9 protein-coding genes and 1 pseudogene are annotated in these 17,733 nt (G+C 70.9%); 4 read left to right on the top strand and 6 right to left on the bottom strand.

Annotated elements, in window-relative coordinates; translation table 11 throughout:
* From H0524_RS10750 to H0524_RS10725, 6 genes and pseudogenes are all read right to left on the bottom strand, one after another.
* Nucleotides 1-372 (bottom strand): annotated as a pseudogene (locus H0524_RS10750) (cell wall anchor protein); the annotation flags it as partial.
* A gap of 179 nt (nucleotides 373-551) precedes the next feature.
* Nucleotides 552-2,225 (bottom strand): amino acid adenylation domain-containing protein, encoded by a 1,674-nt coding sequence (locus H0524_RS10745; protein WP_180198535.1) that lies wholly within the window; start codon nucleotides 2,223-2,225, stop codon nucleotides 552-554.
* Nucleotides 2,222-5,239, bottom strand: a complete 3,018-nt coding sequence (locus H0524_RS10740; protein WP_180198534.1) for a condensation domain-containing protein — start codon at nucleotides 5,237-5,239, stop codon at nucleotides 2,222-2,224. Before H0524_RS10740 ends, H0524_RS10745 begins: the two co-directional genes overlap by 4 nt.
* A complete protein-coding gene (locus H0524_RS10735; protein WP_180198533.1) occupies nucleotides 5,236-6,321 on the bottom strand; it encodes a 2-oxo acid dehydrogenase subunit E2 in 1,086 nt (361 codons plus the stop codon). Before H0524_RS10735 ends, H0524_RS10740 begins: the two co-directional genes overlap by 4 nt.
* The gene (locus H0524_RS10730; protein WP_180198532.1) at nucleotides 6,311-8,293 is read right to left on the bottom strand and encodes a thiamine pyrophosphate-dependent enzyme; all 1,983 of its coding nucleotides are present in this window, start codon (nucleotides 8,291-8,293) and stop codon (nucleotides 6,311-6,313) included. Before H0524_RS10730 ends, H0524_RS10735 begins: the two co-directional genes overlap by 11 nt.
* Before the next feature lie 11 nt (nucleotides 8,294-8,304).
* Nucleotides 8,305-9,135: a class I SAM-dependent methyltransferase gene (locus H0524_RS10725; RefSeq protein ID WP_180198531.1), complete on the bottom strand. Its 831-nt coding sequence runs from the start codon at nucleotides 9,133-9,135 to the stop codon at nucleotides 8,305-8,307.
* A 303-nt stretch (nucleotides 9,136-9,438) separates the two neighbouring features.
* On the opposite strand from H0524_RS10725, the gene H0524_RS10720 reads away from it, so the two are divergent.
* The 4 genes from H0524_RS10720 (at nucleotide 9,439) to H0524_RS10705 (ending at nucleotide 17,722) form a co-directional block, all read left to right on the top strand.
* Nucleotides 9,439-11,121 (top strand): condensation domain-containing protein, encoded by a 1,683-nt coding sequence (locus H0524_RS10720; protein ID WP_218941799.1) that lies wholly within the window; start codon nucleotides 9,439-9,441, stop codon nucleotides 11,119-11,121.
* Between the two features lie 70 nt (nucleotides 11,122-11,191).
* Complete coding sequence (locus H0524_RS10715) at nucleotides 11,192-12,457, top strand: MFS transporter (protein ID WP_180198530.1); 1,266 nt, start codon at nucleotides 11,192-11,194, stop codon at nucleotides 12,455-12,457.
* Nucleotides 12,457-15,489: a type I polyketide synthase gene (locus H0524_RS10710; protein WP_180198529.1), complete on the top strand. Its 3,033-nt coding sequence runs from the start codon at nucleotides 12,457-12,459 to the stop codon at nucleotides 15,487-15,489. The genes H0524_RS10715 and H0524_RS10710 overlap by 1 nt, the downstream gene beginning before the upstream one ends.
* Entirely contained in the window at nucleotides 15,473-17,722 is a 2,250-nt protein-coding gene (locus tag H0524_RS10705) for a lantibiotic dehydratase (protein ID WP_180198528.1), read from the top strand. The genes H0524_RS10710 and H0524_RS10705 overlap by 17 nt, the downstream gene beginning before the upstream one ends.
* Nucleotides 17,723-17,733: the final 11 nt, after the last annotated feature.

Raw genomic sequence — 17,733 nt, 5'->3', positions numbered from 1 at the left:
CTGGCCGGAACTGTTGGCGCCCCAGGCCAGCATGGTGCCGGTGGAGGTCACTGCCAGACTGTGGCCCTGGCCGGCGGCGACGGCGGTGATCGTGGTGTCGGCCGGCAGGTCCACTGTTACGGGGGTGCTGCTGTTGGTGGTGGTCCCGTCGCCTAACTGGTCATCGGCGTTGTCGCCCCAGGCCAGGCCGGTACCGGGTGGGCTTGCTGCCGCCGACGGAACGCTCTGCGCGAGCACGGGTGCCGCGCCGACCGAGGTTATGCCCAGCACGATCGCGACCATCAGCGGCACCGCGAACAGCCCCCGCAGACTCGCGGGCCGGAGCCAGCTTCTTCTCACGTCCGCGACCGTGCCGGTCCAGATACTCTCCACCTACCCCTACCCCTCTGACTTCCTGCCACCGGCCGTGTTCGACCACGGCCTGTACAACGACTCCAGCCGGCCGCAGGTCTCGACTGCGTCGGTGAGGTCGGCGCGGGTGGGGTTGGCACGGTAGAGGCCAGCGTCGTAGCGGCCGCTCAGCGCGGGGCTGCGACCGGGCGGGTGCGGAGCTACTGGGGACCGGGCAGCATCCGGTGCAGGGCACGGCGGTCGACCTTGCCGGTGGAACTGAGCGGCACTTCGGGCAGCACCAGCCAGCGGGCCGGGATCATGTAGCCGGGCAGCCGTCCGCCGAGCGCCATGTTCAGCCGCCGCGGCAGTGTGCCCGGCGAGTCGCCGCCCGCGGCCAGGACGAACCCGACCAGCATTGAGTTGGGGCCAGACCCGACCTTTTCCACGAACGCGGTGTCGACGAGCCCAGTGGCCAGGACCGCGGATTCGACCTCCTCCAGCTCGATCCGGAAGCCCCACAGCTTGATTTGGCGGTCGAGCCGGCCGAGCACCTCGTAGTCGCCGTCGGGCCGGAGGCGGGCCAGGTCGCCGGTGCGGTAAATGGTTTCGCCGGTGTCGGGATCGGTGACGAATCGTGGCGCGGTAAGGTCGGGCCGGCGCAGATAGCCGAGTGCGACGCCGGGGCCGCCGACGCACAGCTCGCCAGTCCCGCCCGGCGGTACGGGGCGCAGGTTCTCGTCGAGGATCCGCAGCGTGGTCTGCTGCAACGGCCGGCCGATCGGGATTCGGTCCACATCGGAGAGGCTCGCCTCGGTGCAGTCGAAGTAGGCGGCGAATGTGGTGGTCTCCGTTGGGCCGTACCCGTTGACGATCCGGCCGGGCGCGCCGGCGGTGAGGACTCGGCGGACCGCGGTCAGGTCCAGTTGCTCACCACCGACGACGAGGTTACGCAGCGGGGCGAGCGCGGCCGGTCGTTCCCGGGCGATCAGGTGGAACAACGACGTGGTGAGAAACATGGTGGTGATGCCCGCCGAGGTCAGCAGTGCGTTCCACTGGGTGAACGTCACGTCGGTCAGCGCCGGGAAGACCACCACGGTGCCGCCGGCTACCAGCGTGTTCCACACCTCGAACGTGGCGGCGTCGAACGCGGGGTTGGCCGCGTGCGCGACCCGGTCACCGGGCGCGATGGTGCAAAATAGCGGGTTGACAGCGAGTCGCCGTACCGCGCGGTGCGGCACCACCACGCCCTTCGGCGCGCCGGTGGATCCGGACGTGTACATGACGTAGATCGGGTCGTCTGGGGCGGTCGCCGGCGGCGGTGCGTTTCCGGCGGACGCGGCGTCCCGGTGCGCGACCAGGCGCAGGCCGCGGGTGACGGGCGTGCCGTCGGCAGCGCCGGCCGGCTGCAGAATCGCGGCGATCTTGGCCTGGCCGAGGATCGAGGTGATCCGGTCCGGCGGGGCGTCCGCGTCCAGGCACAGGTAGGCCGCGCCGGTCCGGGTGACGGCCAGCATCGCGATCACCAGGTCGACGGAACGATTCATTCGCAGGCCGACAATGTCTCCGGCGCCGACGCCGCTATTGGCCAGGTCGACCGCGAGCGCGCCGGCCGCCGACCACAGGCCGGCGTACGTGAGCGTGTCCCCGGTCGTCGCGTCCGTCACGGCCGGCGCGTTCGGGCGCGCCGCGACCTGCGCCTCCACCAGGTCGTGGACACCGTCGCCGCGCGCGCTGCGCGGGCGCTGATCGGTCCATATCCTGCCGATGTGGTCGAGGCACTCCACGCGGCTGCCGGTGAACCCGGTCTCGCGCCAGCCGTCCGGTGGCGCTGTGCCGTCAGCCGGCCAGATCGAGTACTGCTCCTCATCGTTGACCACCACGAGGTGTGTCATCGCGCACCCCCGTTCAGAAGTCGGACAATCTCCTCCGCGAGCCCGTCCACTGTTGCCGTGTGGTGCACTCCACTGCCGTGGTGTACGGCGAATCGCAGCCGCCCATCGCGCAGCTCTCCGGCAATGTCGAGCAGGTATGGCCAGCGGCCCTCCGGGTCCTGGGCAGTGCCGGACGGGTGTGTCGACGGCCGCAGGATCCGGGCGGCCGGCTGCCGGTCCCAGGAACCGATCTCGCCCAGGTAGTTGAAGCTGACCTGCGGCCCGGCCGATCGCACCTGTTCCTCCCGGACCGCCGGATCGGGGTGTGCGTGGGTGAGGAGGCCGTGCCCGAGCCCGTGCATCGGCACCGCCCCGATCTGTACGCGCAGCTCGCCGGCGAGCCGTGGCAGGGATGATGGGTGGCCCAGGCGCAGACGGAGCGGGTAGAAGTACTGAAACCAGCCGACTGTCCGCGTCACGTCGACGTCGTGACCGGGCGGCCCGCTGCGGCCCGGCGCGGCCAGTGCGAAGGTCACCTCGTCCCCGCCCTGCCACCCGGCGATCGTGACGGCGGTGGCGGCCAGCAGTAGGTCGCTGAGGCCGGCGCCGGCTGCGCGTGCCTCCGCGGCAAGGCGCGCGGTGACGTCGGCGGTGAGGACCCGGTGCACTCCGGTCCGTGAGCCGAACCGCACGGCGGTGCCGGGTCGGTCGACTGGCAGGTTCTCGGCGCGGGCCTGCGCGCGCCAGAATGCGCGCTGGCCGGTCAGCTCCGGGGCGGTGGCCGCCGCGCTGAGCAGGCGCGCCCATGCGGCGTACGGCAGCGACGGCGGCGCCGGCCGGGCAGCGGGGTCGAGCACGTCGGCGAGGTCGTTCATGAGTAGCGTGCGGGAGAAGCCGTCGACCAGCAGGTGATGGCAGATGAGGAGCAGCCGGTCAGGCTGCCCGCCGGGCATCCGGAAGTGGACGGCCCGCATCGGCGCTGCCGACAGGGACAGGCCTCGCTGTGCGGTATCCGCGATGTCAGCGGCGAGCCGGTCTGCTTCTTCCGCGTCGGCATCGCGTAGGTCGTGCGTGTCGAATGGTACCGGCCCGGTGTCCGGGATGCTGAGCTGCCGCCGCTGTCCGGCGCCGTCGGGGACCAGGCGCAGCCGTAGCGCGTCGTGCCGTCGGGTCAGGGCGTTCACCGCCCCGGACAGCTCGGTTGCGGTCACGGGCCGGACCAGTTCCGCATGGTAGGGATGGTTGAAGTGCCCGGGATGGCTCAGGTGCGGCAGGATCTCGGTCAAAAACCACGCCTGCGCCGGGGTCGGCGGCACATCACCCGTGACCACCGTCTCCCGTCCCTGGGGGTGACGGCGTTCCAGGGTGGCGAGTCCGGCGACGGTGGGGTGGCGCAGCAGGTCGCCCGGGGAGAGGGGCAGCCCGGCGGCGGCCGTCTCGGCGATCACCTGGACCACCTGCATGGAGTCGCCGCCGAGCTGGAAGAAGTTGTCGTCTGCGCCGATCCGGTCCACCCCGAGCACCCGCGCCCAGACGCCGGCCAGAAGTGTCTCCGTTGGAGTGCCCGGCGCCCGGTAGGCGGCCGCCGCGGGTGCCGCCAGGACCGTGCGGATCCCGTCTGGTATCGGCGCAAAACGGCTGATCGGCTGGTCCGCACCGCTCGCCATCCGATCCAGCAACCCGATCAGGTCATCCGCCCACGCGGTCACGTCCGGCTCGTCGAGGTGGCCGGCGAACCGGCATACGCCGGCCATATCGCCACCCGCGCCGACCGTGACGGTCACGAACAGGTCCATGTCGGTACGCCCGGCCGGCGCCGGATCGAGCCGGAACCGTGCCCCGCCGCCGTGCCGTTCCGCAACCGGAGCGTCGAGCAGGCTCAGCATGGTCTGGAACAGCGGGTTGTGCCGGTCCCCGCGGGTCGCGCGCAGGGCCCGGACCACGTCCCCGAACGGCACGTCCGCGTTTGCCTGGGCTCCGCCGACGGCGTGGTGGGCGCGACGCAGCAGCTCCCGGACTGTCGGGTCGCCGTCCAGGTCGAGCCGCAGCGCCTGCGGGTTGTAGAAGCAGCCGACCACCCGGGCCAGTTCCGGTCGGGTACGCGTGCTCGCCGGCACGCCGACGATCATGGTGTCCTGCCCGTTGGTGCGCCGCAGCGCCAGGCTAGCCGCGGTGAGCAGCGCGGCGTACCGTGTCACCCGCTCTGCCCGCAGCAGCCCGAACAGCGCGGGGGTCCGGCTGGCCGACAGCTGCAGCGGCACCTGCCCGCCCGGCCCGGACTCGGCCCGGGCCCGTCGCGCCGGCAGCGTGGACAGCGGTGGCGCGCCGCGCAGCGTATTCGTCCAGTACGTCAGTCCGCGTTCCCGGTCCGCGGCACGCTCCGCGGCGCAGTGCTCCCCGAACTGGTGGCCAGTGTCGACGGACGTGCGGTGCCGGCCGGCGACCGCGTCGTCGTACGCCGCGGCCAGGTCGTCGAGGACGATTGTCACCGAAGTCGCGTCGAAGACGATATGGTGCACGGCTGCCAGCAGCACGGTCTCCCGATCGCTGAGCTGGACGGCGTGCAGCGCCACCGGCGGCCCGTTGGTCAGGTCGAAGGTCCGGATCCCGTGCTCGGCCGTGAGCCTGTCGAACGTGGTGTCACGCTCCGGCGCCGGCAACCCGGACAGGTCGGTCCAGGCGAGGGTGTCGTGCAGGTCGTCGCGGACCACCTGCGCCGGACCCTCCTCGACGATGACGGTGCGCAGCGCGCCGTGTCGGTCCAGCACCGCCCGGATCGCAGTCTCCAATGCCTGCCGGTCGAGCGGGCCGGCGATCCGGATCGCGAACGGCACCGTGTACGCCGGGTGACGTGGCGTCAGCGTCTCCAGCAGCCACAGCCGTTCCTGAGCGTGGGACAGCGGCCAGGACGCTGCCGATACCGCCGGGCGTTCCTCGGCGTTCTGCCGGCGTCGGCGCAGCCGCAGCCGTTGCAGGAACAGCCGCTGCTGTTCTGGGGTCAGCCCGGCCAGCTGCGCGGCGAGAGGATCGCTCATCGGTCCGCCAGCAGCCGCGCGCGCACCCGGGTGAGGAAGTCGGCCACCGCCCGGCCACTGGAGACCCGGTGGTCGAAGACCGCGGTCAGCGTCATCGGACGGCCGGGCAACGAGGTGTCCGCGCCGACGCCGACTGCGAGCGTCTGGTCCTGGTTGATCCGCGGCTGGAATTGCAGGATGTTCTGCCCGGACAAGTCGCTGACCGTGACGGTGGCACCGGCGACATCGTCCGCGTGGAGGCCACGATCGTGGTAGGCGGCGAGCAGGTCGAGCAGCTCCAGCGTGATCTGTTCCGGATCGAGCCGGTCCGCGTGCTTGACGACCGGCACTCGCAGGCCGTGCCCAGCGTCCACCGCCACACCGACGTTGATGTCGGTGTACTGCTCCACGTGGTCACCGGCGAACCGCGCGTTCAGTCCGGGGAACTCGATCAGGGCGCCGGCCAGCGCGTGAATGATCAGTGCCAGCGGCAGTGGTGGCACGTTGCCCCTGGTCGGGGCCCGGTCGAGCGCGTCCGCGCCGAAGGCGACGGTGAGTGCGCTGGCGAGTGCGGCGCCGCCCGCGTGCAGGCGGGCAATCTCGGTTTGTTTGGCCGGGCCGATCGGCGCACGCCGCACTGCGGGCCCAGTTTGCGTCAGCTCCTCAGCGGTCCGGCGGACGATGGCGCCGGTGACGAGGCCGCGTTCCTGGAACAGGTCCGCGCTCAGGTCGAGTCGTCTCAGTTCGCGCAGGCCCTCGGCGGAGAAGCGCGGCCCGCTCACGGTGGGTGCCGTCTCGCCGTCGGCCGGTCCGCTCACGGTCGGTGCCGTCTCGCCAGAGCCCCGTGCGGTCGCGGTCAGCTCGTCCAGCGAGGGGAAGAGCAGCGCGAGCGGCGCGCCAGTGGGAACCACGTCGCCTTCGGCGGCGAGCTGGCGTAGGTACCCGGGGCCGGGCGACTCGATGACGGTGACCGCCTTGGTCGACTCGACCTCGATCAGGTCGTCGCCGGCGGAGACCTGCTCGCCGTCGGCGACCAGCCAGCGGAGCACTTCGGCGGCGTCGTCGTTCGGGTTCTGTTTTGGCAGAGTCACTTCAGCCGGCACCGTGCAGCACCTCCAGCGTGGCGGTGACGACCGAGTCGGCCGTGGGTAGGACCGCCCCTTCCAGCGAAGGGGCGGCCGGGATCGGAACCGGCGCGGCGGCGACCCGCGCTAGCCGGGGTCTCCCGGGGACCGGGCGCTCGGCGAGCTGGGCCAGGACCTCGGCACCGAAACTGGCGAAGCCCTGCCCCTCCTCGGCGACCACGATCGCGCGACTGCCGGCCAGCAGGGGGCGCAGCGGGCCAAGGTCGAACGGGAAGATCTGGGCGGGGCAGAGGACCTGGGCGAGGACGTCGTGTTCGGCAAAGAGCCGGTCGGCAGCGGTGAGTAGCTCGTCGAGCATCCCGCCGTAGCCGATGAGCGTGACGTCGGCGGTGGTGTCGTCCGGGGCCACCCGCACGGTCGGCAGGGTGTCCGCGGTCTGCCAGGCGATGAACCCGTCCGGCAGGCTCGCACCGAGCCGGCGGCCGTAGAGCAGCTTGTTCTCCAGCACGACCGCAGGGTCACTGTCCCCGTCGAGCAGTCCACGGTAGATGGTAAGTGGGTCGAGCAGGCTGTGCAGTGCGGCGACTCGCAGGCCGGGGACACCGACGAGGTGCCGGTCGAGCGTTTGGCTGTGGGTAGGCCCGTAGCCGCGATGTCCGCCCATCGGGGTGCGCAGGACCAGGCGGCCGGGTCCGCTGGTGCCGTAGACCGTATGCAGCTTCGCTGCCTGGTTGATCAGCTGATCGGCGGCGAGCAACACGAAGTCGCCGAACATGATCTCCACGAGCGCGCGCCGTCCGCCGAGCGCGAGCCCGGTGCCGATTCCGACGATCGCGGCCTCGGAGATCGGCGTGTTGCGAACCCGGCCGGGGAACAGCGTGCTCAGCCCGGCCGTGGCCTTGAATGCGCCACCGTACGGATCCTCGACGTCCTCGCCGAGCAGGAGTACTCCCGGGTCCGTGTCGAGTAGCGCCTTGAGGCCATCGCGTAGCGCGGTGACCACCCGCCGGCCATCGGTGGCGGCCACCTGGTGGAAGCACGCCGGCTCCGGGTCGGCCGTCCGGGGCAGCAGCACGTTCGGGTCCGGTATCGGCGAGGCTCGGGCGGTCTCCACCGCCTGCTCGACCCGCTCGCGCGCGGCCCGGTCCAGCGCGGCGATGGTCTCCCCGCCCTGGTCCAGCGCGCGGCGTAGCGGGTCACGGAGCCATCTCGCGGCGATCTGCGCGGGGTCGCGGTGGTCGTCGCCCTTGGAGTGCGGGGCCAACCGGTACGTGTCGATGATCAGCATCGCCGGCCCCGCACCGGAGCGGACCTTGTGGGTGGCGTGCGCTGCGGCGGCGGACAGCGCGGCCGGATCCGCGGTGCCGGTTTCCACGACTGGGATGCCGAACGCCTCCGCGCGCCCGGCGGCGGTGCCGGCGGTGGTGGTGCGGGTGTCGGTCGACTGCGCGACGCCGTTGCGCTCCAGGACCAGCAGCAGCGGCAGGTGCCAGAGCGCGGCCAGGTTCATCGTCTCGTAGAGCACGCCCTCGCCGAGCGTGCCGTCGCCGATGAGCGCGACCGCGATCCCGGGGGAGGCGTCGAGCCCGTGCGCCATGCCGGCGCCGGCGGCGATCGGCACCAGGCCGCCGAGGATACCGCCCGAGTAGAAGCCGTCCCGGTGCAGGTGCTGGCTGCCGCCGAGGCCGCGGCAGGCTCCATCGCGCCGGCCCATGATCTCGGCGAACAGCCCTTCCAGGTCGTGCCCGGCGCCGAGATAGTGCCCGTGGCAGCGGTGGTTGGAGAAGACGGTGTCGTCCGGGATCAGGATCTCGCCCAGCGTGGCGCCGACCAACTCCTGGCCGATGCAACAGTGCACGGTACCGGAGAGTTCACCGTCGGCGAAGAGTTCGAGCAACCGCTCCTCGGCTCGTCGAATCAGCAACGCCCGCTGCAGCAGCGGTGTGGCGGGAAGGTCGGTCTCGAGCGCCGGCTGGAGCGGTGCGGTCACCGGTCCCGCCCTCACCGCTCCGGCTTCGTGGCGACGAACGTGACGACCAGCGGCAGCGGGTCACCGGGGAGCCGCCAGTACCCGTCCTCGCTCTGCGCCATCGAGGGGAATCGTTGCCGCATGTCGAACGGTAGCTCCCGGAGCCGGTCGATGCGCAGGCCGGCGTTGATGAGCGCGGTCGCCAGGCTGCCGACGGACCACCGCCAGAAGTACTCGGTGTGCGGCTCGACCGGCTTGAGATCGGCATAGGTCTTCGCGACCTCCATCCGATTCGGACCGTCCTGGAACAACGAGTAGGTGAGGCGCAGCTCTCCGTCAGTCTCGGTGAACAGCGGTAGCACCGGGTGGATTTCCACGATGCACACCTTGCCGCCGGGTTTCAGATAGGAAGCGGCGATTTCGGCCCACCGGTCCAGGTCGTGCATGAACACGAGTGCGCCGTAGCTGGTGAAGACGATGTCGAACTTCTCGTCCAGCGTCTTGGGTAGCTCGAAGATGTCGCTGCGGATGAACCTGGTGTCCAGCCCCAACTCGGCCGCGATCGCACCAGCGTTCTCGATCGCCTCGTCGGACAGGTCGACGCCGGTGGCTCGGGCGCCGAGTCGGCTCCACGACATCGTATCCAGGCCGAAATGGCATTGCAGATGCAGCAGCGATTTGCCGGTGACGTCACCGACTTCCTCGATTTCTATTCTCTGTACCGTGTTGCGGCCGTTCTTGAAAGCCTCGACGCCATAGAATTCGGTGTCGAGATGCTCCTTTGCGCGTAGATTCCAACCATTTCTGTTGGCACTTACGCACTCTTCGATGGAAGGGGTGACAATCGCGTCGGAAGTGGTCATAAAATGATCACCTTCGCTGGTCGCGGCTCGTGTCCAACGCAATCTAACTGGCCGGCCTGAGCTCGTCAATAGCGTCCGGATGGCCCGATTTTTATGCTGTTGCAGCGGCTCTGTCGGCGATGTCGGCGCATGCCGGACAGGGAATAGCGCATCCTCTATGTCAATTCTTCGAAAAATTCTGTGACCTCGCCCCGCCCCTTTCGCGGGTTCGGTATTCATGCCATACTTCCCGACGTAGTGCACTCGATCATCGAATTTTTTCGTGCTATAGGTTTCCCGCTGGTCACACATTCGGGGGATTAAATGATCGACGATGCGGCTGAGGTTGACGACGTGGGCCTTCTTTCGGTGTCGCCCGCTCAGGAATCGATGTGGTTCGCCCTGCAGCTCACTCCGGACCCGGCCTACCACGTGCCGTATCGGGTCCAACTGGACGGCCCGCTCGACGCCGGCGCGCTGCGCGCCGCCCTCGGCGACCTGGTCGCGCAGCACGACGCGCTGCGGGCCTCGTTCCCGCGCACCGGCACCGAGCTGCGGCAACGGGTCCGGTCGACCGGCGCGTTCACCCTGCGCGTCACCGATCTCGTCGCGCTACCGCCCGGCGCCGCGACGACGCGCGCGGAGGAGTTGGCCCGGGAACCGTTCGACCTGGCGGGCGGCCCGCTGCTACGAGCCGAGCTGCTGCGGCTGGCACCGGACCGGCACGAGCTGATCCTGGTCGTCCATCACCTCGTCTTCGACGGCGGGTCGGCGCGGGTGTTCTTCGCCCAACTCGCCGAGGCGTACGCGGCCCGCGCCGCCCACCGTATACCGGAGCTGCCGCAGCAACCCGTGGCGTACCCGGACCTGATCGACGCCCAGCGCATCCGCCCCAGCGGCGTCGACCTCGCGTACTGGCGAAACCGCCTGCGCGACATGCCACCACCCCTGGCTCTCCCCGGCTCGCCGGCCCCGGGCACCCCGGACGGGCTGCACCGCGTACGCCTCACCCCCGACCTGGCCGACCGGGTCCGAGTCACCGGTCGTCGACATCGGTGCACCTCTTTCATGACCATGCTCGCCGCATTTGCGGTGCTGCTGCGCACACACACCGGCCGCACCGACGTGGTGATCGGGTCACCGGCCGCGGATCGTCGGCGCCCGGAGACCGCGCACGCGATCGGCCTGTTCGTCAACATGCTGCCGTTGCGCGTGACGATGACCGACGCTCCGGCCTTCGCGGATGTTCTCGCCGGGGTACGGGACGCGGTGCTGGACGGATTCGGTCATCAGGTCCCGGTCGAGGACATCATCCGGGAGACGAGTCCCGCCCGCAGCGGACACAGCCCCCTCTTCCAGGCCGTGTTCTGGCTGCATCCGGCGCAGGCTGAGCCGCCGACCCTCGGCGACTGCCGCACCACGGTGGAGGAGATCTTCACCGGCGCCGCCAAGTACGACCTGACGCTCGGCGTCCGCGAGACCCCGAATGGCACGGTCTGCGACTTCTTCTACCGGGGAACGGTGCTGGATCCGGCCGGGGCTGACCGGCTCGCCAACGCGTACGTGCAGCTCCTCGCCGCCCTGACGGACCCGGACGCGGTCCTCCCGAGCCTGCCCCCACCGGCCTTGACGGCTGCGACGGCCACGGCTGCGACGGCCACGGCTGCGACGGCCACGGCCAGGCCGATCGCGGAGTCGGCCAGATTGCTTGCCGGCCGGATCGCCGAGGTCTGGCGCGAGGTGCTGGACGTACCGGTTGTCGGCTCGCAGGACAACTTCTTCGACCTGGGCGGCCACTCCCGGTTGATGCTGCGCGTGCAGGGCTTGCTCGCCGAGCGGCTCGGTACCGACGTGTCCATGCTGGACCTCTTCGACCACCCGACCGTCGCCGCGCTCGCCGGTCACCTGGCCGCCACCGCACCACCAGAGACGTCCGGCGACGATCCGGCGGAGCGCCGGCGCGCCGGCGCGCTCCGCCTCCGACAGGCGAAGGGGCGACCGGAATGAGCAAGCCTGCGAGCGAACCAGCGACTCGGCGCCGACCACGGCGTGGCCGCAGCGTCGAGGTGAGTCCGGCATGACGCGAACCTCGAGCCGGCTGGGTACGTTCGTGGCGCTCTGGTTGGCCGAGCTGGTGTCGCTGACCGGCACCGCGATGACCGGCTTCGCGCTCGGCGTCTGGGTCTACCGTACGACCGGATCGGCCGCCCAGTTCGCCGGCATCGTAGCCGTGCTCTACCTCCCGCAGGTGCTAGTAACGCTGGTCGGCGGCGTGCTCGCCGACCGGTACAGCCGGCGCCGGTTGATCCTGCTCGCCAACGCCGGTGGCGCTGCCGTGCTGGCCGTGCTGGCGGTGCTGGTGATGGCGGACGCGCTGAGTGTGGCGTTGGTCTACACGGTTACGTTCCTGGTCGCCACCTGCGCTGCCATCCAGTACCCGGCGTTCGCATCGTCCGTACCGCAACTGGTCCCAGAACGTCTGCTGCCCCGCGCCAACAGCATGGTGCAGATGGCGACCGCGTCCTCCCGTCTGCTCGCCCCGGCGTTGGCGGCCCTGTTGATCCCAGTCGTGGAGATTCTCGGCGTGGTCCTCATCGACCTGGCCACGTTCGCCGCGATGGTCGTCGTCCTGGCGGTGATCCGGATCCCACAGCCGGCCGCGACCGGGCAGGCCACCGGCGTCCGCCGGATCATCGGCGACATCGGCGCCGGATGGGCCTACATCTCCCGCCAACGTGGTCTGCTGATTTTGCTCGGCTTCTTCTCGGTAGCCAACATTGCCGCCGGATTCACGCTCGCGTTGTTGCCTCCGCTGGTCCTGGAGTTCGGCACGCAGGGCGACCTCGGCCTCATCCTCTCTGCCGAGGGCCTGGGCTGGCTCGTCGGCGCCATCCTGATGATCATTTGGGGTGGACCGCGCCGTCGCGTCCACGGTGTGCTCGGCGCCGGCATCGTCTTCGGCGTCGGCATTGCGGTCCTCGGCGTGCGCGCCGCAGTCCCGGTCGTCCTGGCCGGCGTGCTCGTCTACGCCCTGGCCCTGCCGGTGATCAACGCCTGTAACGCGACAATCTGGCAGGCCAAGGTGCCGGCCGACATGCTCGGCCGAGCGTTCGCGATGCTCCGGGTGGTGGCACTCGCCTCGGTACCGGTCTCCGCGCTCACCGCCGGAGTCCTGGCCGACGCGGTCTTCACACCGCTGCTCGGTGAGGAGCGCGGCATCGCCGGTCTGCTGATCACCGTCGGGTTGCTGCCGATCGTGGCTGGGGTCGCCGCGTACTTCTCCCGCCACGTCCGTGGCCTCGACCGCGAGCCGGCTCCGGCAGCGGGCGTGGGAACGAGCTGATGACGAACCCGCCGGACGAGCTCACCAACCTGGAGATCGCGGTGATTGGTATGGCCGGTCGCTTCCCGGGTGCACCGGACTGCACGCGTCTGTGGGAGACAGTTCTGGCCGGACGCGAGCGGATCACCCGCATCCGGTCGGATGGGCCCGGCCACGTTGCGGCCTGGGGACGGTTGGACGACATCGACCGATTCGATGCGGCCTACTTCGGATACTCGCCGCGGGATGCCGCACTACTCGATCCGCAGCAGCGGATCTTCCTGGAGGTTGCGCAGCACGCGCTGGAGCACGCCGGCCACCACAACGGTGGCCGTGCCCGGGTCGGCGTCTACGCGGGCAGCAGCATCAGCACGTACCTGCTGCGCAATCTGCTGGGCGGCACCACCAACGCCGGCTACGGTGAACTGATCATTGCCAATGACAAGGACATGCTGGCATCCCGGGTCTCCTATCACCTCAACCTCACCGGGCCCAGCGTGGCCGTGCAGACGGCCTGCTCGACCTCGCTGGTCGCGGTGCACATGGCGGGGCAGGCGCTGTTGGCCGGCGAGTGTGAGATCGCGATCGCCGGCGGAGTCTCCGTCCAGCCACCGCAGGGCGGGTACCACCCCGAGCCTGGCGGGGTACTGTCTCCGCGTGGGGTCTGCCGGCCGTTCGACGCCACGGCCGACGGCATGGTCCCTGGCAGCGGCACGGCCGCCGTGGTGCTCAAGCCGTTGATCGACGCGGTTCGTGACCGCGACACCGTGTACGCGGTGCTCGCGGCCACTGCGGTCAACAACGACGGTGGTGACAAGGTCGGCTTCACCGCGCCCCGAATTGACGGGCAGGCTGAGATGATCCGGACGGCGCAACGCCTGGCCGGCATCGATGTCACCCGGATCAGGTACGTCGAGGCACACGGCACCGCCACACCGCTCGGCGACCCGATCGAGGTCGCGGCGCTGACTCGGGCGTTCCGTGCCGCTACCGACCGGACCGGGTTCTGCGCGCTCGGGTCAGTCAAGGCACTGATCGGTCACCTGGATGCGGCGGCCGGTGTCACCGGTCTGATCAAGACGGTGCTCGCGCTCCGCGCTGGCGTGCTGCCACCGAGCCCGTACCTCGGCACGATCAACCCGGAGCTGTCCCTTGCGGACAGCCCGTTCTACCTACCCCGGGCCCCGCAGCCGTGGCCGGGTGACGGGCCACGGGTCGCGGCTGTCAGTTCGATCGGCATGGGTGGGACGAACGCGCACGCGATCCTGCGGCAGGCACCCGTGCCGCCGGCCCCGGTGGGCCGGCGGCGCCGATGGCACGCGGTCGCGGTCTCCGCCCGGTCGAGGAAGGCGCTGGACCGGATGCGCGCCGACCTGGCCGACCGGTTGACGCCCGGCGCCGACCTGGCCGACGTGGCGTTCACGTTGCAGACTGGGCGGCCGCGGAATGCCTACCGCGCGGTGGTGGTGGCGCAGGACCCGGCCGGTGCCGTCGAGGCGCTCCGGAACGGCGGGCGGCAGGCACACGAGCCGCCCGGCGACGTACCCGTGATGTTTCTGTTCCCGGGACAGGGTGCGCAGCGTCCGCGGATGGGACATGGGCTGTACCAGTCGGAACCGGTCTTTCGGGCCGCGGTGGACGAGGTCGCCGGGCTGGCCCGCGCGCACGGCGTGCCGTTGCTGGAGCTTCTGTTCGATGACACACCGAAGGCCGCAGCACGCCTGACGGACACCAAGATCGCGCAACCCGCGCTGTTCGCCGTGGAGTACGCGCTGGCGCGCCTGCTCAATTCGTGGGGGATCAGGCCGGCCGCGATGCTCGGGCACAGCGTCGGTGAGTACGTGGCCGCCGCGCTGGCGGGCACCTTCTCACTGGCCGACGCGGTGGCGCTGGTGGTGACACGCGGGCGGCTGATGGCGGGCCTGCGGCCTGGGACGATGCTCGCCGTAGCCGTCGCCGCGGACGAGCTACCGACGCTGCCCGCCGGCGTCTGGCTGGCAGCGGACAACGCGCCGGGCAGTTGCGTCGTGGCGGGCGAACCCGGCCCGGTCGACGCGTACGCGCAACAACTGGCTCGCGACGCGGTCCCGACCCGGCGGCTCGCGGTCTCGCACGCGTTTCACACGCCGATGGTCGCGCCCGCATTGACCGAGCTGGCCGAGGCAGTGTCCGCGGTGCAGGCGCGCCCACCGGAAGTCCCGTTCGTATCGTGCCGGACCGGGCGGTGGATCACCGCGGCGGAGGCCACTGACCCGGGCTACTGGGCTGGGCAGGCCGCCGATCCGGTGCGGTTTCGGCCGGGGCTTCGCACGCTACCGGATGGCATCCTCCTTGAGGTTGGGCCAGGTACGGGGCTGGTCGGCTTTGTCACCGACCGCACGGCGTTGCCCACGCTCGGCCGCTCGGCTCCCGGTGCCGAGCCGGATGGTGAGGAGAAAGCCCTGGTCACCGCGCTCGGCCGACTCTGGCTGGCCGGCGCCGCCATCGACTGGACGACCTTCCACGGCCGCACTGCCGGCAGGGTGGCGCTGCCTGGATATCCGTTCGCATCGGACCGGCACTGGGTTGCACCCGGCCTTCATTCCGAGGCTCCTCGCCCGGCTGGTTCCGACCCGGTGGATCTCTCCGCCGATTCCGACCTGGCGGACCTCCGGGCCGCGTCAGCCGACGACGTGACGGTCCGGCTGCGGCGGGTCTTCGCGGAGCTGCTGGGCATCGCCGAGGTCGGCGACCACGACGACTTCTTCGAGCTCGGCGGCACGTCGTTCCTGGCCACCCGGGTTGTCGCCGTGGTCAACGACGAGTTCGCGGTGCGCCTGACCTCCGGGGACCTCTTCGACGCGCCGACCGTCGACACCCTGGCCGAGCGGGTCTGGCGGCAGCTCACCGAAGGAGACGATGAATTGCTCGAGGAGATCAGGCGGCTGTCGCCGCAGGAGGTCCGCGCGGCACTAGAGACTGTCGGGACACCTGGCGACCGCCCCCTGGGCCCCGCCTCGCGCCCCCCGGAGTGTCCCGAGCGCCACTTGGGCGACGATGACGGCCGGGGCTGAGTTCGCCGCCACCCGGCACCTCGTGCCGTTCGGCGAGCGGTGGGCGATCTGGCGGTGGGTGGCGCTGCGCGGTGCGGGGATGCCGGTCGACTGGCTCGCCCGGCTGAGCCGCCCCGGGGTCGCGACCATGGGCGAGGAGGAGTTCGCTCGGGCAAGCGCTGAACTCGCGGCGGACCTACGGGCGCTCGCGGCCGAGCCGGCGCTGCGGGAGGCGATCACCTGGCAGAACCGGCACGCGCTGCGGACCGGGGTGGACGTGATGCTGGCCTCGCCGGGGCGTCGTTCCTCAAAATTCCGGCAGAAGGAGGCGTTGGTCGCCCGCTACCTGCAACGCTACTGCGCGAAGAACGACACGATCGGCTTCTTCGGGCCGGTCGGCTGGGCCACCGTTCGCGATGACGGGCCGGCCATCACGATCCGCCCGGGATCAGGTCTGGTCGCGGAACGGACGGCATATCTTGAGGGCTGGTGTGCGGACGAGATCGCGGCCGTGATCGCCGCGGACGAGGAGCTGTGGCCGTGGCTGGCGCCGCGGATCCCGCCGTTCCTGCGCCTGGACGGCGATCAGCTGCACCGACCGCTCGCCCCGCCGCTGATGCTCCGGCCGGACGAGGCCGCGGTCCTAGCCCGCTGCGACGGCGTGACCCCGGCGCACGCGATCGCCTCCGCGCTCGCCGGTCACGGCTTCGACAGGCCCAGGGAGGTCGTCGAGGTGCTCTACCGGCTGGCCACCGCCCACCGGATTGTCTGGGGCCCGCAGATCGCCGCCGACGATCCCGACCCGATCCGCGCGCTGCGAGACCTGCTGCGTCCCCTGCCGGCCGGGCCGTCGCGGCAGCATGCAGAATCCATTGTGGATGAGCTGGTCGAACGGTACCGAGCGGTCGCCGCAGCGACCGGTGACCCGGATCGACTCGGCGCCGCGCTCGCCGCACTGGAGGAGTGGTTCACCGAGATCACCGGCAGGGCCGCCACCCGCAACCACGGCCGGTTGTACGCCGGCCGCACGCTTGTCTATGAAGACTGCCGCCGTGACCTCGCCGCCGAGCTTGGTCCGGAGCTGCTGGCTGGCCTCGCACCGCCGCTGGAATTGTTGCTCACCTCTGCCCGCTGGTTCACCGAGCGCGCACTGGCGCTCTACCGTCGAGAGCTGCTCGCGCTGTACAGTCGACTCGCCGCGCGGCACGGCCCTGAGGTGCCGTTCGAGAACCTCTGGCTATCCGCCCAGGACCTGGTCTTCCGGGACGCCGGCGATGCGTTCGATTTCCTCGCCTCCGAGGTCCGGCAGCGGTGGGCCACCGTGCTCGCCACCGCGCCCGGCCCCGACTACGCGTCCGCCGACCTCCGCGATGCCGTCGCCCGCGCCTTCGCCACCACCGTCACCACGCCCGGCGTGACCCGGTACTGCTGCCCCGACGTGATGATCGACGCGACGAGTGTCGACGCGATCCGCGCCGACGAGCACCGGTTCGTTCTCGGCGAGCTACACGCCGGATTCAACACGCTGACCTCCGCGTTCTTCGCCCGCCAGCACCCGGCTCCGCACGAGTTGGCCGACGCGGTCGAGCATGATTTGCCGGACCCGCAGATCGTCGCGGTCTTCTCCCGCGAGGTGCCGTCCCGCATGATGCGGGGCCTGGTCGCCCCCCGCGACCTACGCATCCTCTACGCCCAGGACAGCTGCGGGGTGCCGCCCGAGGTGGCGGTGCCGGTGAGCTCGCTGGTCGCTACGCGTGCCGACGACAAGCTGATGATCTCCAGCCGGGACGGCCGGATCATGTTCGAGAGCATGGTCTTCTTCGGTGAGCTGGTCATGGTCCGGGCCCATCGCGCGTTCGGCCTGTCCACACCCGCCCCGCACACACCCCGGCTGACCATCGATCGGCTCGTCGTCAATCGCGAGACGTGGCGTTTCGCCCCGCGCGACCTGGCCTTCGCCTGGATCGCGGGTGAACACGAACGACTGGGGTCCGCGCGACGCTGGCGAGAGGAGCGGGACCTTCCCCGCCACGTCTTCGTCCGCACTGCCCGCGACGCCAAGCCGCTTTACGCCGACTTCGACTCACCGGTGCTGATCGACCTGCTCAGCCGCGCCGTCCGGCGTGCTGCCGACGATGGTCAAGACGTGACGATCAGTGAGATGCTCCCGGCCCCGAACCGCACCTGGCTGCCGGACGCGCAGGGCCGCCGATACACGAGCGAGCTACGCCTGGTCGCCATCGCCCGCCCGTGAAGGCGATCGGC

Origin of the sequence: Salinispora sp. H7-4 (genome assembly GCF_013416675.1) — a bacterium.
Lineage (GTDB): Bacteria > Actinomycetota > Actinomycetes > Mycobacteriales > Micromonosporaceae > Micromonospora > Micromonospora vitiensis.
Note: the sequence above shows the minus strand (reverse complement) of the source record. Positions and strands in the feature narration are given on the sequence as shown.